General features: G+C 43.3%; 22 protein-coding genes. All 22 read right to left on the minus strand.

Annotated elements, in window-relative coordinates:
• Nucleotides 1-176: 176 nt before the first annotated feature.
• The 22 genes from recN to efp all read right to left on the minus strand — a co-directional run bounded on the left by recN (nucleotide 177) and on the right by efp (nucleotide 19,695).
• Nucleotides 177-1,910 (minus strand): DNA repair protein RecN, encoded by a 1,734-nt coding sequence (gene recN, locus ERJ70_RS11090; protein WP_209364952.1) that lies wholly within the window; start codon nucleotides 1,908-1,910, stop codon nucleotides 177-179.
• Between the two features lie 34 nt (nucleotides 1,911-1,944).
• Nucleotides 1,945-2,394 carry a transcriptional regulator AhrC/ArgR gene (gene ahrC / locus ERJ70_RS11095; protein ID WP_026569998.1) on the minus strand — a complete coding sequence of 150 codons (450 nt, stop codon included), beginning with the start codon at nucleotides 2,392-2,394 and terminating at the stop codon, nucleotides 1,945-1,947.
• Nucleotides 2,395-2,478: 84 nt separating this feature from the next.
• The gene (locus tag ERJ70_RS11100; protein ID WP_209369320.1) at nucleotides 2,479-3,306 is read right to left on the minus strand and encodes a TlyA family RNA methyltransferase; all 828 of its coding nucleotides are present in this window, start codon (nucleotides 3,304-3,306) and stop codon (nucleotides 2,479-2,481) included.
• 3 nt (nucleotides 3,307-3,309) lie between these two features.
• Complete coding sequence (gene dxs / locus ERJ70_RS11105) at nucleotides 3,310-5,202, minus strand: 1-deoxy-D-xylulose-5-phosphate synthase (RefSeq protein WP_209369322.1); 1,893 nt, start codon at nucleotides 5,200-5,202, stop codon at nucleotides 3,310-3,312.
• A 183-nt stretch (nucleotides 5,203-5,385) separates the two neighbouring features.
• Nucleotides 5,386-5,961, minus strand: coding sequence for a hypothetical protein (locus tag ERJ70_RS11110; RefSeq protein ID WP_209364953.1), 576 nt, complete (start codon nucleotides 5,959-5,961; stop codon nucleotides 5,386-5,388).
• Between the two features lie 735 nt (nucleotides 5,962-6,696).
• On the minus strand, nucleotides 6,697-7,581 hold the full coding sequence (locus tag ERJ70_RS11115) for a polyprenyl synthetase family protein (RefSeq protein ID WP_209364954.1): 885 nt from the start codon (nucleotides 7,579-7,581) through the stop codon (nucleotides 6,697-6,699).
• Between the two features lies 1 nt (nucleotide 7,582).
• Nucleotides 7,583-7,813, minus strand: coding sequence for an exodeoxyribonuclease VII small subunit (locus tag ERJ70_RS11120; RefSeq protein WP_209364955.1), 231 nt, complete (start codon nucleotides 7,811-7,813; stop codon nucleotides 7,583-7,585).
• Nucleotides 7,810-9,156, minus strand: a complete 1,347-nt coding sequence (gene xseA / locus ERJ70_RS11125) for an exodeoxyribonuclease VII large subunit (RefSeq protein WP_209364956.1) — start codon at nucleotides 9,154-9,156, stop codon at nucleotides 7,810-7,812. Before xseA ends, ERJ70_RS11120 begins: the two co-directional genes overlap by 4 nt.
• A gap of 33 nt (nucleotides 9,157-9,189) precedes the next feature.
• Nucleotides 9,190-10,050: a bifunctional methylenetetrahydrofolate dehydrogenase/methenyltetrahydrofolate cyclohydrolase FolD gene (gene folD, locus ERJ70_RS11130; RefSeq protein WP_209364957.1), complete on the minus strand. Its 861-nt coding sequence runs from the start codon at nucleotides 10,048-10,050 to the stop codon at nucleotides 9,190-9,192.
• Nucleotides 10,051-10,062: 12 nt separating this feature from the next.
• Nucleotides 10,063-10,443: a transcription antitermination factor NusB gene (gene nusB, locus ERJ70_RS11135; RefSeq protein ID WP_209364958.1), complete on the minus strand. Its 381-nt coding sequence runs from the start codon at nucleotides 10,441-10,443 to the stop codon at nucleotides 10,063-10,065.
• A gap of 232 nt (nucleotides 10,444-10,675) precedes the next feature.
• Nucleotides 10,676-11,071 carry an Asp23/Gls24 family envelope stress response protein gene (locus ERJ70_RS11140; protein ID WP_074596996.1) on the minus strand — a complete coding sequence of 132 codons (396 nt, stop codon included), beginning with the start codon at nucleotides 11,069-11,071 and terminating at the stop codon, nucleotides 10,676-10,678.
• A gap of 21 nt (nucleotides 11,072-11,092) precedes the next feature.
• A complete protein-coding gene (accC, locus tag ERJ70_RS11145; RefSeq protein ID WP_209364959.1) occupies nucleotides 11,093-12,448 on the minus strand; it encodes an acetyl-CoA carboxylase biotin carboxylase subunit in 1,356 nt (451 codons plus the stop codon).
• Between the two features lie 15 nt (nucleotides 12,449-12,463).
• Nucleotides 12,464-12,967, minus strand: coding sequence for an acetyl-CoA carboxylase biotin carboxyl carrier protein (accB, locus tag ERJ70_RS11150; RefSeq protein ID WP_209364960.1), 504 nt, complete (start codon nucleotides 12,965-12,967; stop codon nucleotides 12,464-12,466).
• Between the two features lie 498 nt (nucleotides 12,968-13,465).
• On the minus strand, nucleotides 13,466-14,026 hold the full coding sequence (locus ERJ70_RS11155; RefSeq protein ID WP_209364961.1) for a SpoIIIAH-like family protein: 561 nt from the start codon (nucleotides 14,024-14,026) through the stop codon (nucleotides 13,466-13,468).
• 15 nt (nucleotides 14,027-14,041) lie between these two features.
• A complete protein-coding gene (gene spoIIIAG, locus ERJ70_RS11160) occupies nucleotides 14,042-14,692 on the minus strand; it encodes a stage III sporulation protein AG (protein WP_209364962.1) in 651 nt (216 codons plus the stop codon).
• Between the two features lies 1 nt (nucleotide 14,693).
• Complete coding sequence (spoIIIAF, locus tag ERJ70_RS11165; protein WP_209364963.1) at nucleotides 14,694-15,305, minus strand: stage III sporulation protein AF; 612 nt, start codon at nucleotides 15,303-15,305, stop codon at nucleotides 14,694-14,696.
• 16 nt (nucleotides 15,306-15,321) lie between these two features.
• On the minus strand, nucleotides 15,322-16,512 hold the full coding sequence (spoIIIAE, locus tag ERJ70_RS11170) for a stage III sporulation protein AE (protein ID WP_209364964.1): 1,191 nt from the start codon (nucleotides 16,510-16,512) through the stop codon (nucleotides 15,322-15,324).
• Nucleotides 16,513-16,534: 22 nt separating this feature from the next.
• A complete protein-coding gene (spoIIIAD, locus tag ERJ70_RS11175; RefSeq protein WP_209364965.1) occupies nucleotides 16,535-16,924 on the minus strand; it encodes a stage III sporulation protein AD in 390 nt (129 codons plus the stop codon).
• A 2-nt stretch (nucleotides 16,925-16,926) separates the two neighbouring features.
• Nucleotides 16,927-17,133 (minus strand): stage III sporulation protein AC, encoded by a 207-nt coding sequence (gene spoIIIAC, locus ERJ70_RS11180; RefSeq protein ID WP_209364966.1) that lies wholly within the window; start codon nucleotides 17,131-17,133, stop codon nucleotides 16,927-16,929.
• Nucleotides 17,134-17,155: 22 nt separating this feature from the next.
• A complete protein-coding gene (spoIIIAB, locus tag ERJ70_RS11185) occupies nucleotides 17,156-17,668 on the minus strand; it encodes a stage III sporulation protein SpoIIIAB (protein WP_209364967.1) in 513 nt (170 codons plus the stop codon).
• Entirely contained in the window at nucleotides 17,613-18,590 is a 978-nt protein-coding gene (gene spoIIIAA / locus ERJ70_RS11190) for a stage III sporulation protein AA (protein ID WP_209364968.1), read from the minus strand. The genes spoIIIAB and spoIIIAA overlap by 56 nt, the downstream gene beginning before the upstream one ends.
• Nucleotides 18,591-19,137: 547 nt before the next feature.
• Complete coding sequence (gene efp, locus ERJ70_RS11195) at nucleotides 19,138-19,695, minus strand: elongation factor P (RefSeq protein WP_209364969.1); 558 nt, start codon at nucleotides 19,693-19,695, stop codon at nucleotides 19,138-19,140.
• Nucleotides 19,696-19,699: the final 4 nt, after the last annotated feature.

Below are 19,699 nucleotides of genomic sequence, written 5' to 3' on the forward strand. Positions count from 1 at the left end.
TAACCCATATCAATAATTTTATTTCTGTAGTTCTAATTTGGCCTTACAGCTTCTTTTTTAAACACTGTAAAGATGAGAAATAGCGGCGATAATTTCCTTAAATGCTTGGAATTAATCAAGCGAAAAGGCGGATAATATAATAAAGCCAAAGAAAAAACCCTTGCCATTGGCAAGGGTCATTCTTGATCCTTTTTGAATTTTTCTGCAAGCTTTATCAACTCTCTGGCATGTTCCTTTGTCGTTTCCGTCATTTCTGCTCCGGTGATCATCCGGCTGATCTCTTCCACGGAAGATTCCGTATCTAGTTCCACCATAGAGGTGCTTGTCCTTTCACCTGACACATGCTTTTCAATTAAAAGATGGGTGTCCGCCATCGAAGCAACCTGTGGGAGGTGGGAAATACATAAAACCTGAGAACCGGTTGCAATCCCATGAATTTTTTCAGCTATCGCCTGTGCGACCCTTCCGCTTACCCCGGTATCAACCTCGTCAAAGATGACACTGGTCACCCCTTGGTGTTTAGAAAAAATTTTCTTCAGGGCTAACATGATTCTGGATAGCTCTCCGCCTGAGGCAACTTTATTGATTTCTTTTAGTGGCTCTCCGGGATTGGTAGTGATCAAAAATTTCACCAGGTCGAAACCATTGGCCTGCATACTAACAGGAATTCCTTCCAACTGTGGATCTCCTTCTTTTCCGCGTCTCATTTGTATATCGACACCGAATGCGGCTTTTTCTAAATAGAGATCCTTCAATTCTTTGTGGATGGAATCAGACAAGGTTTCCGCTGCCTTTTTTCGGATATCATGCATATGCCTCGCTTCCAAAAGCGCATCTTCTCCAAGTTCTGCAATTTGATTTTGCAGCTTGGATAAATGGGATTCGCGATTGGTGATTTGATCAATCTCATCTTCGACTTCCGCTGCGTATTCTAAAATTTCCGTTACTGTCTGGCCATATTTCTTTTTTAAACGGTTGATCTCATTTAACCGGCTTTCTATCACGTTCAGCCGTTCCGGATCAAATTCCATGGAATCGAGGAAATTACGCAAATCAAACGTAAATTCCTCCAGTACATAATAGTGATTCGAGAATTCTTCTTTTTTAGAAGCTGCTTCTTCATCATATTCACTCGCACTTTCCAAGCCGTTCAATGCAAGCGAAAGCCAGTCAAGCCCCTTCTGCTCTCCATACAACGCGTTATAAGCATCATGAATTCCCTGATATATTTTTTCATAATTGTTCAGCTTATCCCGTTCTTCACTTAACGTTTCATCTTCCAAGGGGGACAATTCTGCCTCTTGAATTTCCTTTAACTGAAATTCAAGCAAATCGAGCCGCTGAACCATTTCCTGTTCATTCTCGCTGAGTTCGCGATAACGCTTCCTTAAAGCCTGAAATTTTTCAAACAAACGGAGATAATCTGATTTTACTTGTTCCAGTTCATCTCTGACATATAGATCCAATAATTCAATATGCCTGTCCACTTCCATAAGAGACTGTGTCTCATGCTGACTGTGTATGTCAATGAGCGTTTTACCGAATTCTTTCAATATCGCCAGCGTGACTAATTTGCCGTTCACCCTGCAAATACTTTTTCCATTAGCTGTAATCGTACGATGAAGGACAATCATGCCGTCTTCATTGATATCTACTCCAAAATGGCGCCCTTTTTCAAATATAGGATGATGGAGATCATCAATAATGAACAATCCCTCTATATCCGCTTTTTTAGCTCCATACCTGACAAACTCTACCGACCCTCTACCACCAGTCAATAATTGGACGGCATCGATAATGATCGATTTGCCTGCCCCGGTTTCGCCTGTTAACACAGTCAAGCCTTCATTGAATGTAATCGATATTTCATCAATAATTGCGAAATCCTTGATAGACAATTCAGTTAACAAGTAAAAACCACCTCATTTTTTTAAAGTAAACCTGTTACAACATTTCCAACAGTCTGTTTTTGATTTTCTGTGTATCCTTTTCTGTACGACAGATAATCAAGCAAGTATCATCACCACATATCGTCCCCATGATTTCCGTCCAATCGAGGTTATCGATCAGTGCACCAAGTGCTTGCGCATTTCCAGGAAGGGTTTTTAATACAATAAAATACCCAGCTGTATCAATCCGGACAAATGCATCCATGATCAACCGTCTAAGTTTCTCCAGCGGATTGAAGCGCTGGTCGGCAGGAAGGCTGTACTTATACTGACCATCTACGGTCGGTACTTTTACAAGATGCAATTCTTTTATATCCCTGGAAACAGTAGCTTGAGTGACATTGTACCCTAAGTCACGCAGCTGTTCGACGAGTTCATCCTGGGTTTCAATATCGTTATCGGTTATTAATTCTCTAATTTTTATATGCCGTTGTCCTTTCGTCATTTTACCCCTCCTTCTTTTGACAAAATCTATTCTCTTGGTATAAAGATTGGCAAAGGAAAAGGGCTACAGAAAATGTAGCCCTGCTTATACTTGCTTCTGATGTGTCTCGTGCGCTTCCTTGACTACAAGGTCCACTTCGACATCAGACAGGTTATTTCCTGCTTCTCGTCCCTCATAAACAAAATAGGCTAAAAACTCGATGTTTCCATCTCCACCTGTTATTGGTGAGAAAGTAAGCCCTTGAACGGAAAATCCTTCTGTCCCAGCAAAGGAGAGTGTATTCTCCAAAACCTGGCGATGGACAGTTGCATCCCTGACAATCCCTTTTCGACCAACCTGTTCCCGACCTGCTTCAAATTGCGGTTTGATTAGAGCGACTACCTCTCCTTTGGCTTTGATCAGTGTTGCCAGCACTGGCAGTATCAGCTTTAAGGAAATGAAAGAAACGTCAATAGATGCAAAATCCGGTGTCCCTTTTTTCAGCATATCCGGTTTTACATATCGAAAATTGGTCCTTTCCATTACCTCTACTCTTTCATCATTCCGCAGTTTCCAATCAAGCTGGTTATAGCCGACATCTACTGCATAGCTTAACTCGGCACCGTTTTGCAATGCACAATCGGTAAAACCGCCTGTTGACGAACCAATATCGATCACTTTTTTTCCTTGAAGGTCGATGGCAAAATACTTGATGGCTTTTTCTAACTTCAATCCGCCTCTGCCTACATACGGAAACAACTTACCCTTTACGGTTAGGGGTATATCCTCTTCCACTTTCATACCCGGCTTGTCCAGTCGGGTTTGTTCTGAATAGACTAATCCGGCCATTATCGACCGTTTCGCCTTCTCTCGCGTTTCAATCAACCCTCTGTCCACCAACAGAGTGTCGAGCCTTGTTTTTTTACTCAAAATCGATCATGCCCTTTGCTGTTTACTTGGCAGCATGCGCTGTATATGTTGGATTGCTTGTTCCTTCGTCAAACCGATTTCTTCTAATAACTGGTCAACTTTACCATGTTCAATATATCGATCCGGTATGCCCATCCGTTGAATCGCCTGGTTCTGGTAATCGTTCTCTTCAGCAAATTCCAATACAGAACTGCCAAACCCACCTTTTAATACTGCCTCTTCGATCGTCAGTATCGGCAGGTTCATGGACATCAACTCATGAAGCATCCGTTCATCAAGCGGTTTGATAAAGCGTGCATTGATCACTTTGACAGATATACCCTTTGCCTGCAATTCTTTGCTCGCCTGCAACGCCATCGGTATGGTAGTGCCGAAAGTTAGGATAGCAGCATCACTACCCTCTTTCAAGATCTCCCAACTGCCAATTTCTATCGAATGAAACGTTTCATCCATAGCAACGCCTAGACCATTACCACGCGGGTAACGGACGGCAATCGGCCCATCATCGTATTCAACCGCAGTATGGACCATATGCTGGCATTCGTTTTCGTCTTTAGGCATCATCACGACCATATTGGGAATACTCCGCAAAAAGGATATATCGAAGACACCCTGATGCGTTTCTCCGTCTGCTCCCACGAGTCCAGCCCGGTCAATCCCGAACATTACATTGAGGTTTTGTCGGCAGACATCATGAACCAACTGATCGTATGCCCGCTGCAGGAAAGTCGAATAAATTGCTAAAAATGGCTTCATCCCCTGGGTGGCAAGCCCTGCTGACATAGTGGCAGCATGCTGTTCGGCGATGCCGACATCGAAGAGCCGTTCAGGAAACTCCTTTTGGAACTTTTCCAGCTTCGAGCCCAGAATCATCGCAGGCGTAATAACCGTCAACCGCTCATCTTCCCGCGCTTTTTTTTGCAGCGTACTGCTGACGACTTCACTCCACGCCGGTGGAGCATCTACTGGTTTTATTTTCTCCCCGGAATCGATTTTATACGGACCGACTCCATGCCATCTGTCTTTCATGTCTGTCTCTGCTGGCTGGTATCCCTTTCCTTTTTGAGTAATCACATGAACAAGGACAGGACCGCCGGTTTTCTTGGCATATTGGAGATTTTCCTGCAAAGCAGAAAAATCGTGGCCGTCGACAGGGCCATAGTAGGTGAACCCGAATTCTTCAAACAGCATCCCCGGTACCATAAAGTATTTCATGCTATCCTTGACTCGTTCTGCAGTTTGGGCAAGACGACCGCCGACTGCCGGTATTTTTTTCATCAGCCACTCCATCTCATCTTTTACCCGTTTATATTTGCCTGCACTTCTCATACGTCCTAATGCATTATGCAGGGCTCCGACATTATTGGCAATCGACATTTCGTTATCATTCAGGATGACGATGATGTCTTTTTTTTCATGGCCGATATGATTCAGCGCTTCCAAGGCCATGCCTCCGGTCAATGCTCCATCCCCGATAATTGGGACAATATGACTGTCCTCTTTTTTCAAATCTCTCGCGATAGTCATTCCCATCGCGGCAGATAGCGAGGTAGAACTGTGGCCCGTTTCCCAAACATCATGCTCACTCTCACGTACTTTTGGAAAACCGCATAAACCTTTATACTGACGCAGCGTATCAAACTGACCGGCACGTCCCGTTAAGATTTTATGAATATAGGACTGGTGTCCCACATCAAATATAAATTTGTCCTTCGGGCTCTGAAAAAGTTTATGGAGCGCCAATGTCAATTCCACAACACCTAAATTCGCTCCAAGATGCCCTCCCGTAACGGATAACTTCTCAATCAGAAACTGCCGGATTTTTGCTGCAAACTGCTCTAATTCTTCGTTTGACATATTTTTTAAAAACGAAGGATCTTTTATTTCTGTAAGATCCATGATGGGATTCCTCCCCTTCACCATAATTTTCCGGTCGGTAATTACTTGCATGATACCTACCGGTTCCTTTTTGCTTGCGAATTCCAGTTTATGTCGCAATTTGTACTTTCCCTTAGTATAACAAATATCTTCAGTAAACGTATGTTTAACGATTCTGTTGACATTTTCTTCTCCTTACCACTACTACCCTTTTTTAAGCAATTGTACATTGAATTTAGACTCGATCAATGCGACAACCTTGCCCACAAAAAAGATAATATCGGTTGAGGCATGGATGGCAAAATACTTGCCGATTGCTTTTCCGCCAACAGTCAACGCAGCCACAAAACTGGTTAAGACCACATTGATCACAATTTGGAGGGTGGAACCTTCTGAATAACCGAATCCGTTAGCTACCTGCAACACGACAATTGCTGAAGCAGTACCACTGACGATTCCCGAAATATCTCCGATCACGTCATTGCAAAAACTGGCAAAACGATCTGCATTCCGAACAATCAGCAAGGCTTGCTTGGAACCGCTTACCTTTTCCGAGGCCATTGCGTGGAATGGCGTTTCATCTGCAGCAGTTGCTGCAATCCCCAGCATATCAAAAAATATACCAATCAGCACGATAACCAACACGATTAACATTCCTATAATCCATGCTACACCGTTAAGTACGGAAGATGATATAACTGAAAAAATAGCCGCTAACACGAATGTGATAACGGCAATACTTAAACTAAATCGTAACGACTTTTGTAGTTGTGATTTCATTGTTACCCTCATTAATCGGATTCTAAAGTTATGTATCAGGAATGGTCATTTAAAAGGTAAAAACTGCGGCTTAGGTCCAGTAGGTTTTCCCAGATGGATACCGAATGTTGCCATTCTGGCGGTTCCCCTTTAAATCCACCTTAGCTTTGTCACCAAAAGCTAGACTGGATTACCACTTAGTCCGCACTATAATCCCTTTTAAATGTCCAATGGAACAGTCTAGGAGATTTCCTCGACAGTCTTTAGCCGTTCCCTAGCCTCTTTTGCAGCACTGATTTCAAATGGCAAAATAACATAATAAAAGTGGCCGCTTCTATTACGCCGATAGCCATTATCCCCTCAGGACCACTCAAGGCAGGCTACGCTGCGAATAGAGATTCCCTTTCCCTATTGCGCAGGTTCATACCCCATTCCATAGCAGCTGCTAGGCTTAGCCGCCGCTACAGAGATGGGCCTCCGCGGAAGCAGGGTCCTCGCCCACATGCCTTTGTGGATCGCCCTGCTACCTTAACTCCCAGCACTGACCCAAGGCTGGGCGCCTCAAGCCAGCACAAGGAACTTCATCGATGTGCCCTTTGGCGGATTTTTAGGCCCGCCTTCAGGAACGGAGGACCGACTAGAATACTGCACCATTCCCATTTGATTATATTTTATCATAAATCAAAAAAAATCTCAATTTAAGAAAAAGCGGGCATAGAGTAACTACCACTAAAGTAAGGAAACCAATCAGGTCATTCAACGATCGCGGTTGCCGAAGTACTCGGTAATGTCGACTAGTACCGAGCTTTCTACACCTGCTTCCTTCAAAGTTTGCTTCGCTTTTTGAATATACATTTCTTTTTGCTGTATCGCACCATCCAGCCCGAGAAGCTTTGGATAGGTGCTTTTCAAGTTGGTTTCATCGCTGCCTACAGGCTTGCCGATCAACTCGGGGTCACCCTGAACATCGAGAATGTCATCCTGCACTTGAAAAATCAATCCGAGGTAGTAGGCATACTCTTGAAGGGAGGCAATTTGACCAGTAGTAGCCCCGCCGATCATTGCACCGGCAGTCACTGCAAATCGGAGTAGCCTTCCTGTTTTCAACGTATGGATTTGTTCCAGTTGTTCCAAGTCTGCTTTTTTGTCTTCAGCCTGCATATCGAGAACTTGTCCAGCAACCATACCTTTCGGCCCGGCTGCATCAGCTAACTGTCTGATTAATTCCACTTTCTTCGTCTCAGAAACGGCCAATTCCGAAGCGATAATTTCGAAGCTGTATGTTAAAAGTCCATCGCCAGCAAGGATGGCAGTAGCTTCATCAAACTGTATATGATTGGTCGGTTTTCCCCGTCGTATATTATCATTATCCATCGCAGGCAGATCATCGTGAATAAGTGAATAGGTATGAATCATCTCCAGGGCCGCAGCTGCAGGTATGACAGTTTTTATGACTCCGCCATAGGACTCGCAGCTCGCAGCCATTAAAATCGGGCGTAATCTTTTCCCGCCTGCTTCGGCTGAATATTTCATCGCCGCTTTAAGCCGTTCCGGTGCCTCCAGCTTTTTTATATAACCAACGATTGCTTCATCCATCTGGAGTTGTTTTTCCTTCAAATATTTTTCTAGACTTTCGGTCACCCTATTCGTCCTCCTGAATAGAGAAAGGAACAGTTTCGCCCTGTTCATTAACAATTTTCTCCATTTGTTCTTCTACATTCGACAGCTTATCGCTACATAGCTTGGAAAGCTTCATCCCTTCCTGATAATAATTGATCGCCTTTTCCAACGGGACTTCCCCTTCTTCAAGCTTCTCCACAATTTCCTCCAGCTGTTTCATTGCTTCTTCAAAGCTGATTTCTTGGTCACTCATTGTTTCTCCTCCTCGATTCCCCATACCTGGCAGTCCAACGAGCCATCAAAAAGTTTAACCGTCACTTGTTCTCCCGGTTGAACTTTTTTGGTAGAGGATAATACTTCACCGTTTTGCTGATAAGTGATGGAATAACCACGCTTCATCGTATTTAATGGGTTCAATAGAGATAATTTGTCCAGATTTTTTTGGAATCGGTTTTGCCTTGCTTGTACTTCTTTGGCAAAAGCTCGATCAAGCCGTAGACGCAGCTGGTTAAGCTCACGGCCCATCAGCTGTGTCTGTGTTTTCGGATGCTTTAGCATTAGCCGTTTATGAAGAGCCCGAAGGCTGTCTTGCTTGCTATTGTGTCTGGCAGACAATCCTCTGCCAAGACGCTCCACGAATTTATCGAGCTCCTGTTCTTTTTGCCGTAATAATTGAGCAGGATAACGAAAGGCGTATGCTCTTTGCAACTGGCCTAGTCGTTCTTTAGCACTGGCTAATCTGCTTTTTAGCGCTCGATCCATTGAACGATCGAGGGCAATAATTCGCTCTTTGATTTCCGCTTGTGAAGGAACTGCCAGCTCTGCAGCAGCTGTCGGAGTAGCCGCCCGCATGTCAGCAACCATATCACTGATCGTAAAGTCGGTTTCATGCCCTATGGCAGATATTACGGGTACAGTAGAAGCGTGTATGGCCCTGGCAACAATTTCTTCATTAAAGCTCCACAACTCTTCTATCGAGCCGCCGCCGCGACCAACAATCAGAACATCAAAGTCTCCCATTCGGCTGGCTGTTTCGATGGCCTTTACGATGGAGGCAGCAGACTGACTTCCTTGCACAAGCACCGGAAACAGTACAGACTTTGCGATTGGATAGCGTCTCGATAAGGTAGTCATAATATCGCGAACGGCAGCACCTGTCGGAGAAGTGATCACTCCGATTTTTTTCGGATAAACAGGAATGGATTGTTTAACGGAATGATCAAACAGCCCTTCTTTGCTCAACTTTTCTTTTAATTGTTCGAAGGCAAGATAAAGGGCGCCGATTCCGTCAGGCTCCATCTGGGAGATATACAACTGGTACTGGCCTTGCGGCTCGTAAACGCTCAACTCCCCTTTTACCAGGACATTCATGCCATTTTCCGGTTTAAATTTCAAGGACCGGTTATTTCCAGCGAACATCACTGCCTGGATTCTGGAATGGTCATCTTTTAAGGTTAGGTACATATGCCCTCTGCTATGATGCTTAAAGTTGGAAATCTCGGCTTTCAACCAAACATCCTTTAAGTGCCTGTCCATTTCAAATTTCCGTTTTATATATTTTGTCAATGCGGTTACTGTTAAATATCTATCATTCATCGCTGGACACCTGCATATCTGGATTTTCTTCCATCATCTAGAAAGCTGATGATGCCTTTTTGCCGACTTAATCGTATTATGTAATAACATCGTAATCGTCATCGGACCGACCCCTCTAGGGACTGGTGTTATATAGGACGCTTTTTCCGATGCTGCTTCAAAGTCCACGTCTCCCGTCAATTTGCCGTTTTCCATCCGGTTAACTCCGACATCAATGACTACTGCTCCAGGCTTAATATCTTCAGCCGTGATGAAATGTTGTTTCCCAACTGCCACTATCAGTATATCTGCCTCTTTGGTGTACTTTTTCATGTCCTTTGTCCGCGAATGGCAATACGTCACCGTAGCATGTTCATTCAACAGCAATTGCCCGACCGGTTTTCCTACAATATTACTCCGCCCGACTACGACAGCATGTTTTCCTGCAATTTCAATGTTTTTTGATTTTAACATGGTCAAAATACCGAAAGGAGTGCATGGATAGAACGTATCTTCTCCGGTAAGCATCCGCCCGATGTTAATTGGGTGGAAACCATCCACATCTTTTTCCGGACTGATCGCTTCGATTACTGCTTGTTCCTCGATATGACCCGGAAGAGGCAGTTGGACAAGAATACCGTGAATATTTTCATCTGTGTTTAAATCGTCTATCAGATTGAGCAATTCCTGCTGAGAAGTGGTTTCCGGTAATTTAATGAGATTGGAATCAACTCCGACCTCGTCGGATGCCTTTTGTTTTCCTTTCACGTAGGACTGGGAGGCCGGATCATCTCCTATCAGGACGACTGTCAAACCTGGTATGATCCCTTTTTCCGCAAGTTTCTTTACCTCTTCTTTCATTTCCAGTCGCAGATCGGCTGCTAACTCTTTTCCATAAATAATTTCGGCTCCCATATTACTTTCCCCCTATTTTAACATCTTAGATAGAACACCATTGATGAATCTTCCCGATTTCTCGTCTCCATAACTGTTGGCCAGTTCTATCGCTTCATTTATCGCCACGCTGCTTGGCACATCCTCTTTATAGGACAATTCATAAGCAGCGATTCTCAATAAGGTTCTTTCTACAGAAGCAAGTCTGTTGAACGTCCAGTTTTCGAGGTTTTCATCGATTTTCTCATCGATTTCTTGTTTGTGTTCGATTACACCATATACAAGGTCTGTTAAGAAAGCATCATCCGCCGGACCATCCATCACATGCTCGATTGCCTCTTTCGGGGGGATGTCATTGACATCCATCTGAAAAAGAATCTGGAAAGATTTTTCACGTGCTGTTCGTCTTTTCATCGTTTCATTCTCCTTTAGATACCTGTTCAAAAAGACTGGCTCGTCCTGATTCTTTTTGAACAGCTGTTCAAGCAATACCTGTTTCAAATGATAACATGTTACAGGATACAAAGCCATTTCCAGATAATTTTCACAGAAATCATCGAAAAATACAAGCATGCTTTCCTATTCGTCAGGCTAATTAAAAACAAGACCAGGAAGCACCTGTCGCTCCTTGGCCTTGTTTTACTAGTTAGATTGTTTCTTCTTCTGTTTCATCACGATCGATTTGGACACCGACGATGTGAATATTTATCTCATCAATTTCAAGTGCAGTCATATTCCTCAATGCCTGGCGTATATTGGTCTGGATCTTTTGTGCCACTTCCGGAATCCTCGAACCATAGTCAAGCACGACAAATACATCGATCAGGACACCTTTATCAGTGAGTTCGACTTTAATCCCTTTTCCGTGCGACTTTTTTCCGAACCGTTCTGCTACCCCGGATGCGAAGTTACCGCGCATGGCATAAACACCCTGTATCTCGGTAGTGGCGATGCCGGCAATAACCTCGATTACTTCCGGAGCGATTTCCACTTTACCCAGATCAGAGCCTTCACTAACATTCAATAAAGAGTTTTCGTCCATTCCGTTCACTCCTTTTTTATGCTATTCATCTTCCATTATAGTATATTTCTCCAGAAACTTCGTATTAAAATCTCCATCAATAAATTGTGGATGTTCCATCATTCTAATATGGAAGGGAATAGTTGTATGAACGCCCTCAATAACAAATTCGTCCAGCGCTCGTCTCATTCTGTTGATTGCTTCCTGCCTGTCTGCTCCGTGAACGATTAACTTAGCAATCATGGAATCATAATAGGGAGGAATGCTATAGCCCGGGTATGCACCGGAATCGACTCTGACGCCCAGACCTCCTGGAGCAAGATACATATCGATTTTTCCTGGTGAAGGCATGAATTGTTTAAACGGATTTTCAGCATTGATTCTGCATTCAATCGACCAGCCTTCAAACTCGATATCTTCCTGTACGAACGACAAGGGCTGATCGTTGGCAATATTGATTTGTTCCTTGATCAAATCGATTCCGCTTACCATTTCGGTTACCGGATGCTCTACTTGAATACGGGTATTCATTTCCATAAAATAAAACGTTTCTTCTTTCTTATCAAAGATAAACTCGATCGTCCCAGCTCCTGAATAATCAACTGCTAATGCTGCCTTGACTGCCGCGTCGCCCATTTTTTTCCTGATCTCTGGTGTAATCGCCGGTGATGGCGATTCTTCGATCAGCTTTTGCAGACGACGCTGAACGGTACAATCCCGCTCGCCGACATGTACAGCATTGCCATGATTATCGGCCAACACTTGAATTTCCACATGGCGGAAATCTTCAATGTATTTTTCCAAATAAACACCAGGGTTGCCAAAAGCCGTTTCAGCTTCCTTCTGGGTTACTCGGATACCTTTAACCAATTCTTCTTCTGTCTTCGCTACGCGAATTCCTTTTCCGCCACCTCCGGCAGTAGCTTTAATGATTACCGGATAGCCTATTTCTTTGGCTACACGCCGCCCTTCATCCTCATCGGCAATGATCCCTTCTGAACCGGGAACAATCGGAACCCCGGCAGCTTTCATCGTCTCTCGTGCCACATCTTTTGTACCCATTTTTTGAATAGCATAAGCACTCGGTCCGATGAACGTTATATTGCATGCCTTGCAAATTTCAGCGAAATCGGCATTCTCTGACAAAAAACCATAGCCCGGATGAATAGCATCCACTTCGGTTAAAGTGGCTGCACTCATGATATTTGTGAAATTTAAATAGCTGTCCTTGCTTAGTATTGGACCGATACAGTAAGCCTCGTCTGCTAGCTGTACATGTAGGGACTCTTTATCACCTTCTGAATAAACTGCTACTGTTTCAATCCCCAGTTCTTTACATGCACGAATGACCCGAACAGCAATTTCACCTCTGTTTGCAATCAATATTTTCTTAATCACATTGTCATCCCCTTACTATGCCTTGACTCTGAATAATGGTTGTCCATACTCGACGAGTTCTCCGTCTTCAACAAGAATCTCGACAATTTCACCGGATACATCCGCTTCAATTTCGTTGAAAAGTTTCATCGCTTCAACGATACAGACGACCGTATCTTTGTTTACTTTATCGCCTTTTTTTACATATGCATCGCTCTCTGGTTCTGGCGAACTATAAAATGTTCCAACCATAGGCGAAACGATTTCGTGATCGAATGCTCCGGCATCTTGTTCTTTCGATTCGTTTTTTGCAGGTTCTTCTTTAACCTGCTCCTGAGGTTGGACAGGAGCCGCTGCAGGTGCAGGAGCCGCTGTTTCCTGACGGACAGCAGGTTCGCTTACGATGGTTTTTTCCTGGATTACTTCTCCAGCCTGTTTTTTCATGGAAACCTTCGTTCCATTTGATTCATAGTCGAATTCATCAATGGAAGATTCATCGATCAATTTAATTAATTCTCTAATTTCCTGTACATTTAACATAAAGTGGGACACCCCTTTTATCACAATTTAACAACAGGTACTAATAACTCCTCTTAACATTTTACGAAAACAAAATGAAAACTTCAACTCTAACGTAGGAAATAAGAGCAGACTTATCCATTATATCCTGTTGTTCAAACAATGTCTTCTTTCTCGCAATAAAGCGTCTACATTAAGTACATAGGACAAAAGCGCAAGCGCCTGTTTAAAGGAGTACAGGCTAGAGCCGCCACTTCCTGTGGCAACGCCTGCATGGCCCACATCGTGTGGGCCCCCGACAAGCTAAGAACAGCCTTGGCGTGGCGCTTTTTGCCACACAGAGGGTGGGCTTAAGACCTCGAGGGGGTAGGCGCTGGAGCTGAACGTGGCTGTTTCAGCCAATAATGATCCACAGACAGTTAAATTTATCATTTCCTATACAATAAATAAAAACCGACTTCCCCAGGGAGTGTTGCCGGGAAAGTCGGTTTATATGGGAAATTTTTAACTTGTCCGGTTTTAGCTCGCCGGTTGGAACTTCACTTCGATTGTCACTTCACCAAACTCGTCTTTTACCATTTGAATGATATTATTCGCTTCCGTTTTAGACAATTCTTCTGCTTTGACGGTTACAACCACTTCATTATCTTCTGATCGAACGAGCACATCTTCATACTGATTTTCCGCCATAATTGTTTCTTCGATGATTGATTCTTTTTTTGCCGCTTCCTCTAGTTGCTGCATCTCTTCATAGGCGGCATTGATTTCTTCCGTAGAAGCGGTACTTGAGGCGACCGTTTCTTCTAATTCTTCTTTCTTGGCACTTCGATCATCCTGGATTTGCATTCTTATGGAAGTGAACAGTTCATCGGTCGAAGACTCGGAGATGACGGAGTCTCCTTCCTCTAATAATTCTTCACCCTCCCCTTCCACCATTTGGGTTCCTTCCCCTGATGTTTCCTGATCCGCATTATTTAAAAAGGCCAGTTCCTCACTATTTGGAGAACTCATATAATATACACTCAACACAATCATTAAACTTAACATTGTCAATAACCAAACAGTTTGCTTTTTCAGCATGTCAATTCCTCCTTATTATTTTTTAGGCATGACCGAAATCCGGTGGGTCGGGACATCCAAAACCCTGGATACTGCTTCGACTACCCATTGCTTAACCTGCATATGGTCCACTCCTTTGGCTACTACAAGGACCCCCCTTACATCTGGCTTTTTTGTATGGACAAGAAGCGGAACTTCTTTATCACCTTGTCTGACAAGTACGACTTCCTGCTCCCTTGTTGAATCTTCAAGGGTACGCTCTCCACCGTTTTGATCGGTTTCGTCTGTGGTCTGCGTTCCGATGATCAAGTTTTTTTCGTAAACCTTTTGCTTTGTGGAATCTAAGTTCACCATTGCTTCCACGTCGGAAACGCCTTGGATTTTTTCTAATAATGCTGTTAGTTCACTTTCATAATTTCCTTCCAAGTCCGCTATCTCTTCATCCTTCTCAGCGACGGTTTCTTCTTTTTTATTGAGGAAAGTCTCCTGGTCATTGGTATTGCTGTCAGGAGTGACAGATAGCATGTTATCCTCGCTGTTTTTTTCTGGTGAGAATATTCCGCTGACCAAGATCAACAGCAGACCAACAAGCCCGACAATCAGTAGATATGCAAGCTTTGTGGGCTTATTGTCCTCATCCTGCTTTAGCTTAACGTGGGATAACAGTTTTTTTAGTGGGTTATTCACTCTATCCCTCCTCCCAGTCAATGGTTATCGTTTGATCTTCCAATCCCCATGCATCAAACAAAAAGGACTTGATTGGTTTTGAGTCAGGCATGTCCTCCTTTACTGGCTCTTCGCCGATATCTATCACGACCTCTTCCACACTACCCTCTGAATCGACGTTCGTTTGATGTTTTCTTAAGAGAACGTGGATTCCTGTTAACGTTTCGAAGGAAAGGTCTTCCCCTTCTTCAAACTGAAAGGAGATATCAGCAATTTCCACATCATGCTTTTCTTCCAACCCCTCTTCCACTTCATTTTTCATTTGGACAGCCATTTCTTCTAAAATATATGCACGTTGAGAGGCTTGTATTTCTTTTTTCTTTAATTCGATTGAATTTTTCATTTCTTCTTCCTCGGTTTCCATATCAAACCCCGCTGAAGCTTGGGACATCATTGTGTCGATATCCATTTGAAAAAGCCGGAACAAAGGTTGTAAAAAGATCAATATCAACACTAGTCCGACTACTACCTTGATGTATTTTTTCATAGAGGAGTCCGGCATAAGGAGATCGATAACCATCGCCAACAGCAAAAACAAAATAATTTGGGTAACCCACTCCGTCAGTAAGTTCATGCTAACCCCTCCCTGTTCATCGCAACATCACCGTTAAATTGCTGGATGCAACCAGGATCACGATAGCCAGGAAGAACATAAAGGTGACAATCAACAGGGCAGCAAAAATATAAATAATATATTTGCTAATGCTGTCCATACACTCAATCACAGGGCCATCTCCAATAGGTTGAAGGAGAGCGGAAGCGAGTTTATAAATGAGGGCAATCACAAAGATTTTCACAGCAGGAAACAGAGCGATACCAAGTACAAGAATGACACCGACCAATCCGATAGCATTTTTCAACAAAAGAGAAGCACTCAATACGGTATCTGCTGCATCTGTAAACATCCGTCCGACCACAGGAATAAAATTTCCGGTGACAAACTTGGCGGTTTTTAAAGCAATCCCATCCTGAACTGCAGTCGCTGCTCCCTGGACAGAGATAACTCCCAAAAAGGCCGTGAGGAACACCCCCAGCAGTCCTATCCCGATATTTTTCAACAGATCAGCAAGCTGTGTTGCTTTATAATGTTCATTCAACGTACTGACAATGGATAATAATGCTGACAAAAAGAATAGTGGCAGGACGACGACGGAAATCAACAAGACACTAACATGAATAAGAAATACGACTGCCGGGTGAAAAAAAGAAACAGCAGCCATGCTGCCTAAAGAGGCCATCAAACCCAACAACAATGGGAGCAGCGCTACCATAAATCCGCTCATCAGTTCTATTGACTCCTTAGCATAAGAAGCAGCTGAATGGAAACTGTTCAATGCCAGAACAATTAGCACTAAATAAACAATGGCATACGCTATTTTGCTGATATTATTATTTTCAAAAGAGGACTGTAATGTTTGCAAAATCACACAAAATAACGTCAGCAAGATCAACATGCCAAGCAACTTGCCGTTGATGATCACTTCGTGGAACAAGTATTGAAGAATGCCTTTGGCCCAATCTTTGATCGAAAGGGATTCCTGATTTTTGATAAATTCCATAAAGGTGGATTTTTTCAATCCTGGCAGATAACCACTGTATTCATCGACTACATGGTTCCAGTAACCCTTTATTTCATCAAACGATATGGAGTCGACAGTTTGTTCATTTAATTGTTCAAACTGGTTGGGTTCCTCGGCAGCAGCCAAGCCATGGGAAGGAAGGAGAATCATTGTTGCTATCGCTACGGCTAATAATGTGAGGAATTTTGTGAATGAGTGCATCTTCTTCTTTCCTCCCCTCAATTTAAACCGGCAAAAATCCGAGAATTGTTTCTATCACAGCAGTCAAAATCGGAACTGCCAGCACCAAAATAAACACTTTTCCTGCCAGTTCTATTTTTGCCGCAATGGCTCCCAGTCCCGCATCACGAGTCAAATGAGCGCCAAAATCCGCGATATAAGCAATACCGATTATTTTTAAAATCGTTTCTATATAGATTCCGTTTATATTCGCTTTTTGTCCGAGAGTGTTGATCAGCGAAAAAATTTCTGCTATATACTGGATGACTGCGAGAAAAATAACAATACCTGTTATAAGAATCAGCAGGAAGGCCATCGACGACTGCTGGTCTTTCAAAAGGATGTACAGTAAACTTGCCACGATCCCCAAACTAACAATGTGAAAGATTTCCATGGCTACCCCTGGAAAAGGAATACAGATTTGATTTGATTAAATAAGTCAGCAATTTCTTCAATGACAATAATCATCACGATGATAAATCCGACTACCGTGGCGAAATGAGCAATATCTTCTTTTCCCATTTGCTTTAGAATTGTATGAATCATGGCAACAATGATTCCGATACCTGCTATTTGAAATAGAACGGCGGCCTCACCTAGCATGTTATGTTTGCTCCTTTCTAGTCTATATCAAGAGTAGAACGACTAATAATCCAGTCAAAAATCCAAGACTTTTGACCATTTTGCTATACTTTAGCTGCTGATTCTGCGCTTCCTCCAGTTCTCTGTCCAAGTGGGTCAACGCTAATTGAATGTGTTTTTGCTGTTGGGAAAAATCATGCTGTCCCAAAGTCCTACCAAATTGTTTCAAGACCTCCTTCTCGCTGTCTTTCAAAGCGGCATGCGGCCAAAAACGATCAAGATTGTACTTCCATATTTGATACAGATCAGTTGTATTGCCCTGTAAGTCCTTATTCACGGATTGAAAAAACAGCGATACCGGCTTAGGTAGTTGTTTTGCCAGAGTTGCACACGCTTCTGCCAACGGGGCCTGACTGTATAAAATCTCAGCCTCTAATATTTGCAACGCACTTTTCAACTGACGGATCTGCACTGGTCGATCACTCAATTTTCTTGAAAATTCAAAACCTGCCCACGTAGTTGCGCAAAGCAGCAGAATCGCTCCTATCCACTTCATTTTGTCTGCACCTCTGTTTCCTCTCGATACGCTCTCCGTTTCCATTTAAAATCCATTTCACTGCCCCCGGAGCCACTTTTTTCTCTAACACCACATACCTTTGAAAGGCATTACTGTCAAAAAGCGGCAGTAGGGAAGGCCGTTTTTTCAATTCATGCAGATAATCACCATGAATGGAACAAATCACTTTCACGCCTGCATAAATTGCTTCCATCAAGGCTTGTACATCCTTTTCGCTGCCAATTTCATCAACGAGCAAAACCTCTGGTGACATGGAGCGAATCATCATCATCATTCCGTCTGCCTTCGGACAAGCGTCCATGATATCGGTGCGAGGGCCTAGATCATGCTGTGGTATCCCGTCTACACTGCCCCCAATTTCGGAACGCTCATCGATGACCGCTGCCTTTCTGCCTGCTGCTTGTCCCCATCCTGAAGATACCAACCTTACCAAATCTCTTAGCATCGTCGTTTTCCCGGTCTGTGGTGGCCCGATGATCAATGTATTCAAGTAATCTTTCTCATATAGAAACGGAATGATTCCTTCCGCACTTCCCTGCTTTTCTTTAGCAATCCGTATATTAAAAGAGGAAATATCCTTTATCGCTTTAACAGACCCTTTTACTGTATTAACCTTTCCAGAGAGACCGATACGGTGACCGCCTTCTATCGTGATAAACCCCTCGCGCAGTTCGTCTTCCAGACGATAGAGGGAAAATTGACTGATCTGATTTAATAGATATATCCCGTCTTCTTTCGTCAGTATCAATCCATTCGCCCATTCATTTCGACTATCAAAAATAAGTTCAATCGGCCGGGACAGCCTTACCCTTATCTCTTGAAGACTTGTCCATCGCTCGCCGATAATGCTGGCAAGGCTTGTCCTGGACGGTTCTGAAAACAATCGTAAAATTTCTTCCACAAAACCACCCTCGCTTTTTCGAAACGCTCTAAGAGTTTCTAGAATGTAATGAAAACCAGGATTTACAACCCCTTCGTATCCCTTCTATCACTCCTACCAACAATGTATGCCGCACACCGCCAAATATGACAAACGAAAACAAGCACCATAGCAGGAAGGAAGAACCACGGAAACAGGGTCTTTAAAAGGAGGAAGCAGTACAGAGTGTTGGGGACTGCCCCCTTGAATGATTGGTTCAGCCAATCAAGAACAAAGTGCTGGTTATGGGGTCAGACTTTGATAAAAAGCAAATGAGGTTCAGAAGGGTACCTTTGCCTACTAATTTTTATATTATTTATCCCTCTGGATAGTATGGATTCGAAATAAAATGAAGTTGTTTTTTGTTTGCGGGGACTGACCCCGAGTACTGTCAGTCTTTCACTAATTTGAGGCAGAGGGCCTGTCCCTCCTCCAAAATCTGTCCGCACCAACAAAGTGCCTATAAAAAAACCAGTCCGCATTATAGGTGCGGACTGGTTTTTAATCTAGCAGTTATTTTTGTATTGGGTTAGGCGCGGGATACATATTTCCCATCTGTAGTACTAATCACAAGCACATCGCCTTCGTTAATGAAGAACGGGACTTGGACGCTTAGTCCTGTTTCGAGAAGGGCCGGCTTGGTGCCGCCGCTTGCTGTATCCCCTTTAATACCAGGTTCTGTTTCTTCAACTTTCAATTCCACATTGTTAGGAAGTTCGACTCCCAACGTTTCGCCGCCATATGTCATAATATTCACTTCCATATTTTCGCGAAGGAATTTTAATTCGTATTCAATTTGATTTGCCTGCAATTCAAGCTGTTCATAGGTATTGGTATCCATAAATGTATGTGTATCACCAGAAGCATAAAGATATTGCATTTTTCTATTTTCAATATGAGCACGACTTACTTTCTCACCAGCCCGGAACGTTTTCTCCTGGATGTTGCCGTTGCGTAGATTACGTAGCTTGGATCGAACAAAAGCAGCACCTTTACCTGGCTTCACATGCTGGAAGTCCAGTACCTGCCAAATACCATTATCTACTTCAATTGTTAGTCCTGTACGAAAATCGTTTACTGAAATCATACTA

It is taken from the genome of Sediminibacillus dalangtanensis, from assembly GCF_017792025.1.
Classification (GTDB): Bacteria; Bacillota; Bacilli; order Bacillales; family Amphibacillaceae; genus Sediminibacillus; species Sediminibacillus dalangtanensis.

What these genes read in the sequence shown, in the direction of transcription:
- dxs (WP_209369322.1), bottom strand. Translation starts at nt 5,202, where the DNA reads ATGGATCTTACAGAAATAAAAGATCCTTCGTTTTTAAAAAATATGTCA.
- ERJ70_RS11155 (WP_209364961.1), bottom strand. Translation starts at nt 14,026, where the DNA reads ATGCTGAAAAAGCAAACTGTTTGGTTATTGACAATGTTAAGTTTAATG.
- ahrC (WP_026569998.1), bottom strand. Translation starts at nt 2,394, where the DNA reads ATGACGAAAGGACAACGGCATATAAAAATTAGAGAATTAATAACCGAT.
- accB (WP_209364960.1), bottom strand. Translation starts at nt 12,967, where the DNA reads ATGTTAAATGTACAGGAAATTAGAGAATTAATTAAATTGATCGATGAA.
- efp (WP_209364969.1), bottom strand. Translation starts at nt 19,695, where the DNA reads ATGATTTCAGTAAACGATTTTCGTACAGGACTAACAATTGAAGTAGAT.
- xseA (WP_209364956.1), bottom strand. Translation starts at nt 9,156, where the DNA reads ATGAATGATAGATATTTAACAGTAACCGCATTGACAAAATATATAAAA.
- nusB (WP_209364958.1), bottom strand. Translation starts at nt 10,443, where the DNA reads ATGAAAAGACGAACAGCACGTGAAAAATCTTTCCAGATTCTTTTTCAG.
- spoIIIAB (WP_209364967.1), bottom strand. Translation starts at nt 17,668, where the DNA reads ATGAAGTGGATAGGAGCGATTCTGCTGCTTTGCGCAACTACGTGGGCA.
- folD (WP_209364957.1), bottom strand. Translation starts at nt 10,050, where the DNA reads ATGGGAGCCGAAATTATTTATGGAAAAGAGTTAGCAGCCGATCTGCGA.
- spoIIIAF (WP_209364963.1), bottom strand. Translation starts at nt 15,305, where the DNA reads ATGAACTTACTGACGGAGTGGGTTACCCAAATTATTTTGTTTTTGCTG.
- spoIIIAE (WP_209364964.1), bottom strand. Translation starts at nt 16,512, where the DNA reads ATGCACTCATTCACAAAATTCCTCACATTATTAGCCGTAGCGATAGCA.
- ERJ70_RS11110 (WP_209364953.1), bottom strand. Translation starts at nt 5,961, where the DNA reads ATGAAATCACAACTACAAAAGTCGTTACGATTTAGTTTAAGTATTGCC.
- ERJ70_RS11120 (WP_209364955.1), bottom strand. Translation starts at nt 7,813, where the DNA reads ATGAGTGACCAAGAAATCAGCTTTGAAGAAGCAATGAAACAGCTGGAG.
- ERJ70_RS11140 (WP_074596996.1), bottom strand. Translation starts at nt 11,071, where the DNA reads ATGGACGAAAACTCTTTATTGAATGTTAGTGAAGGCTCTGATCTGGGT.
- spoIIIAC (WP_209364966.1), bottom strand. Translation starts at nt 17,133, where the DNA reads ATGCTAGGTGAGGCCGCCGTTCTATTTCAAATAGCAGGTATCGGAATC.
- spoIIIAD (WP_209364965.1), bottom strand. Translation starts at nt 16,924, where the DNA reads ATGGAAATCTTTCACATTGTTAGTTTGGGGATCGTGGCAAGTTTACTG.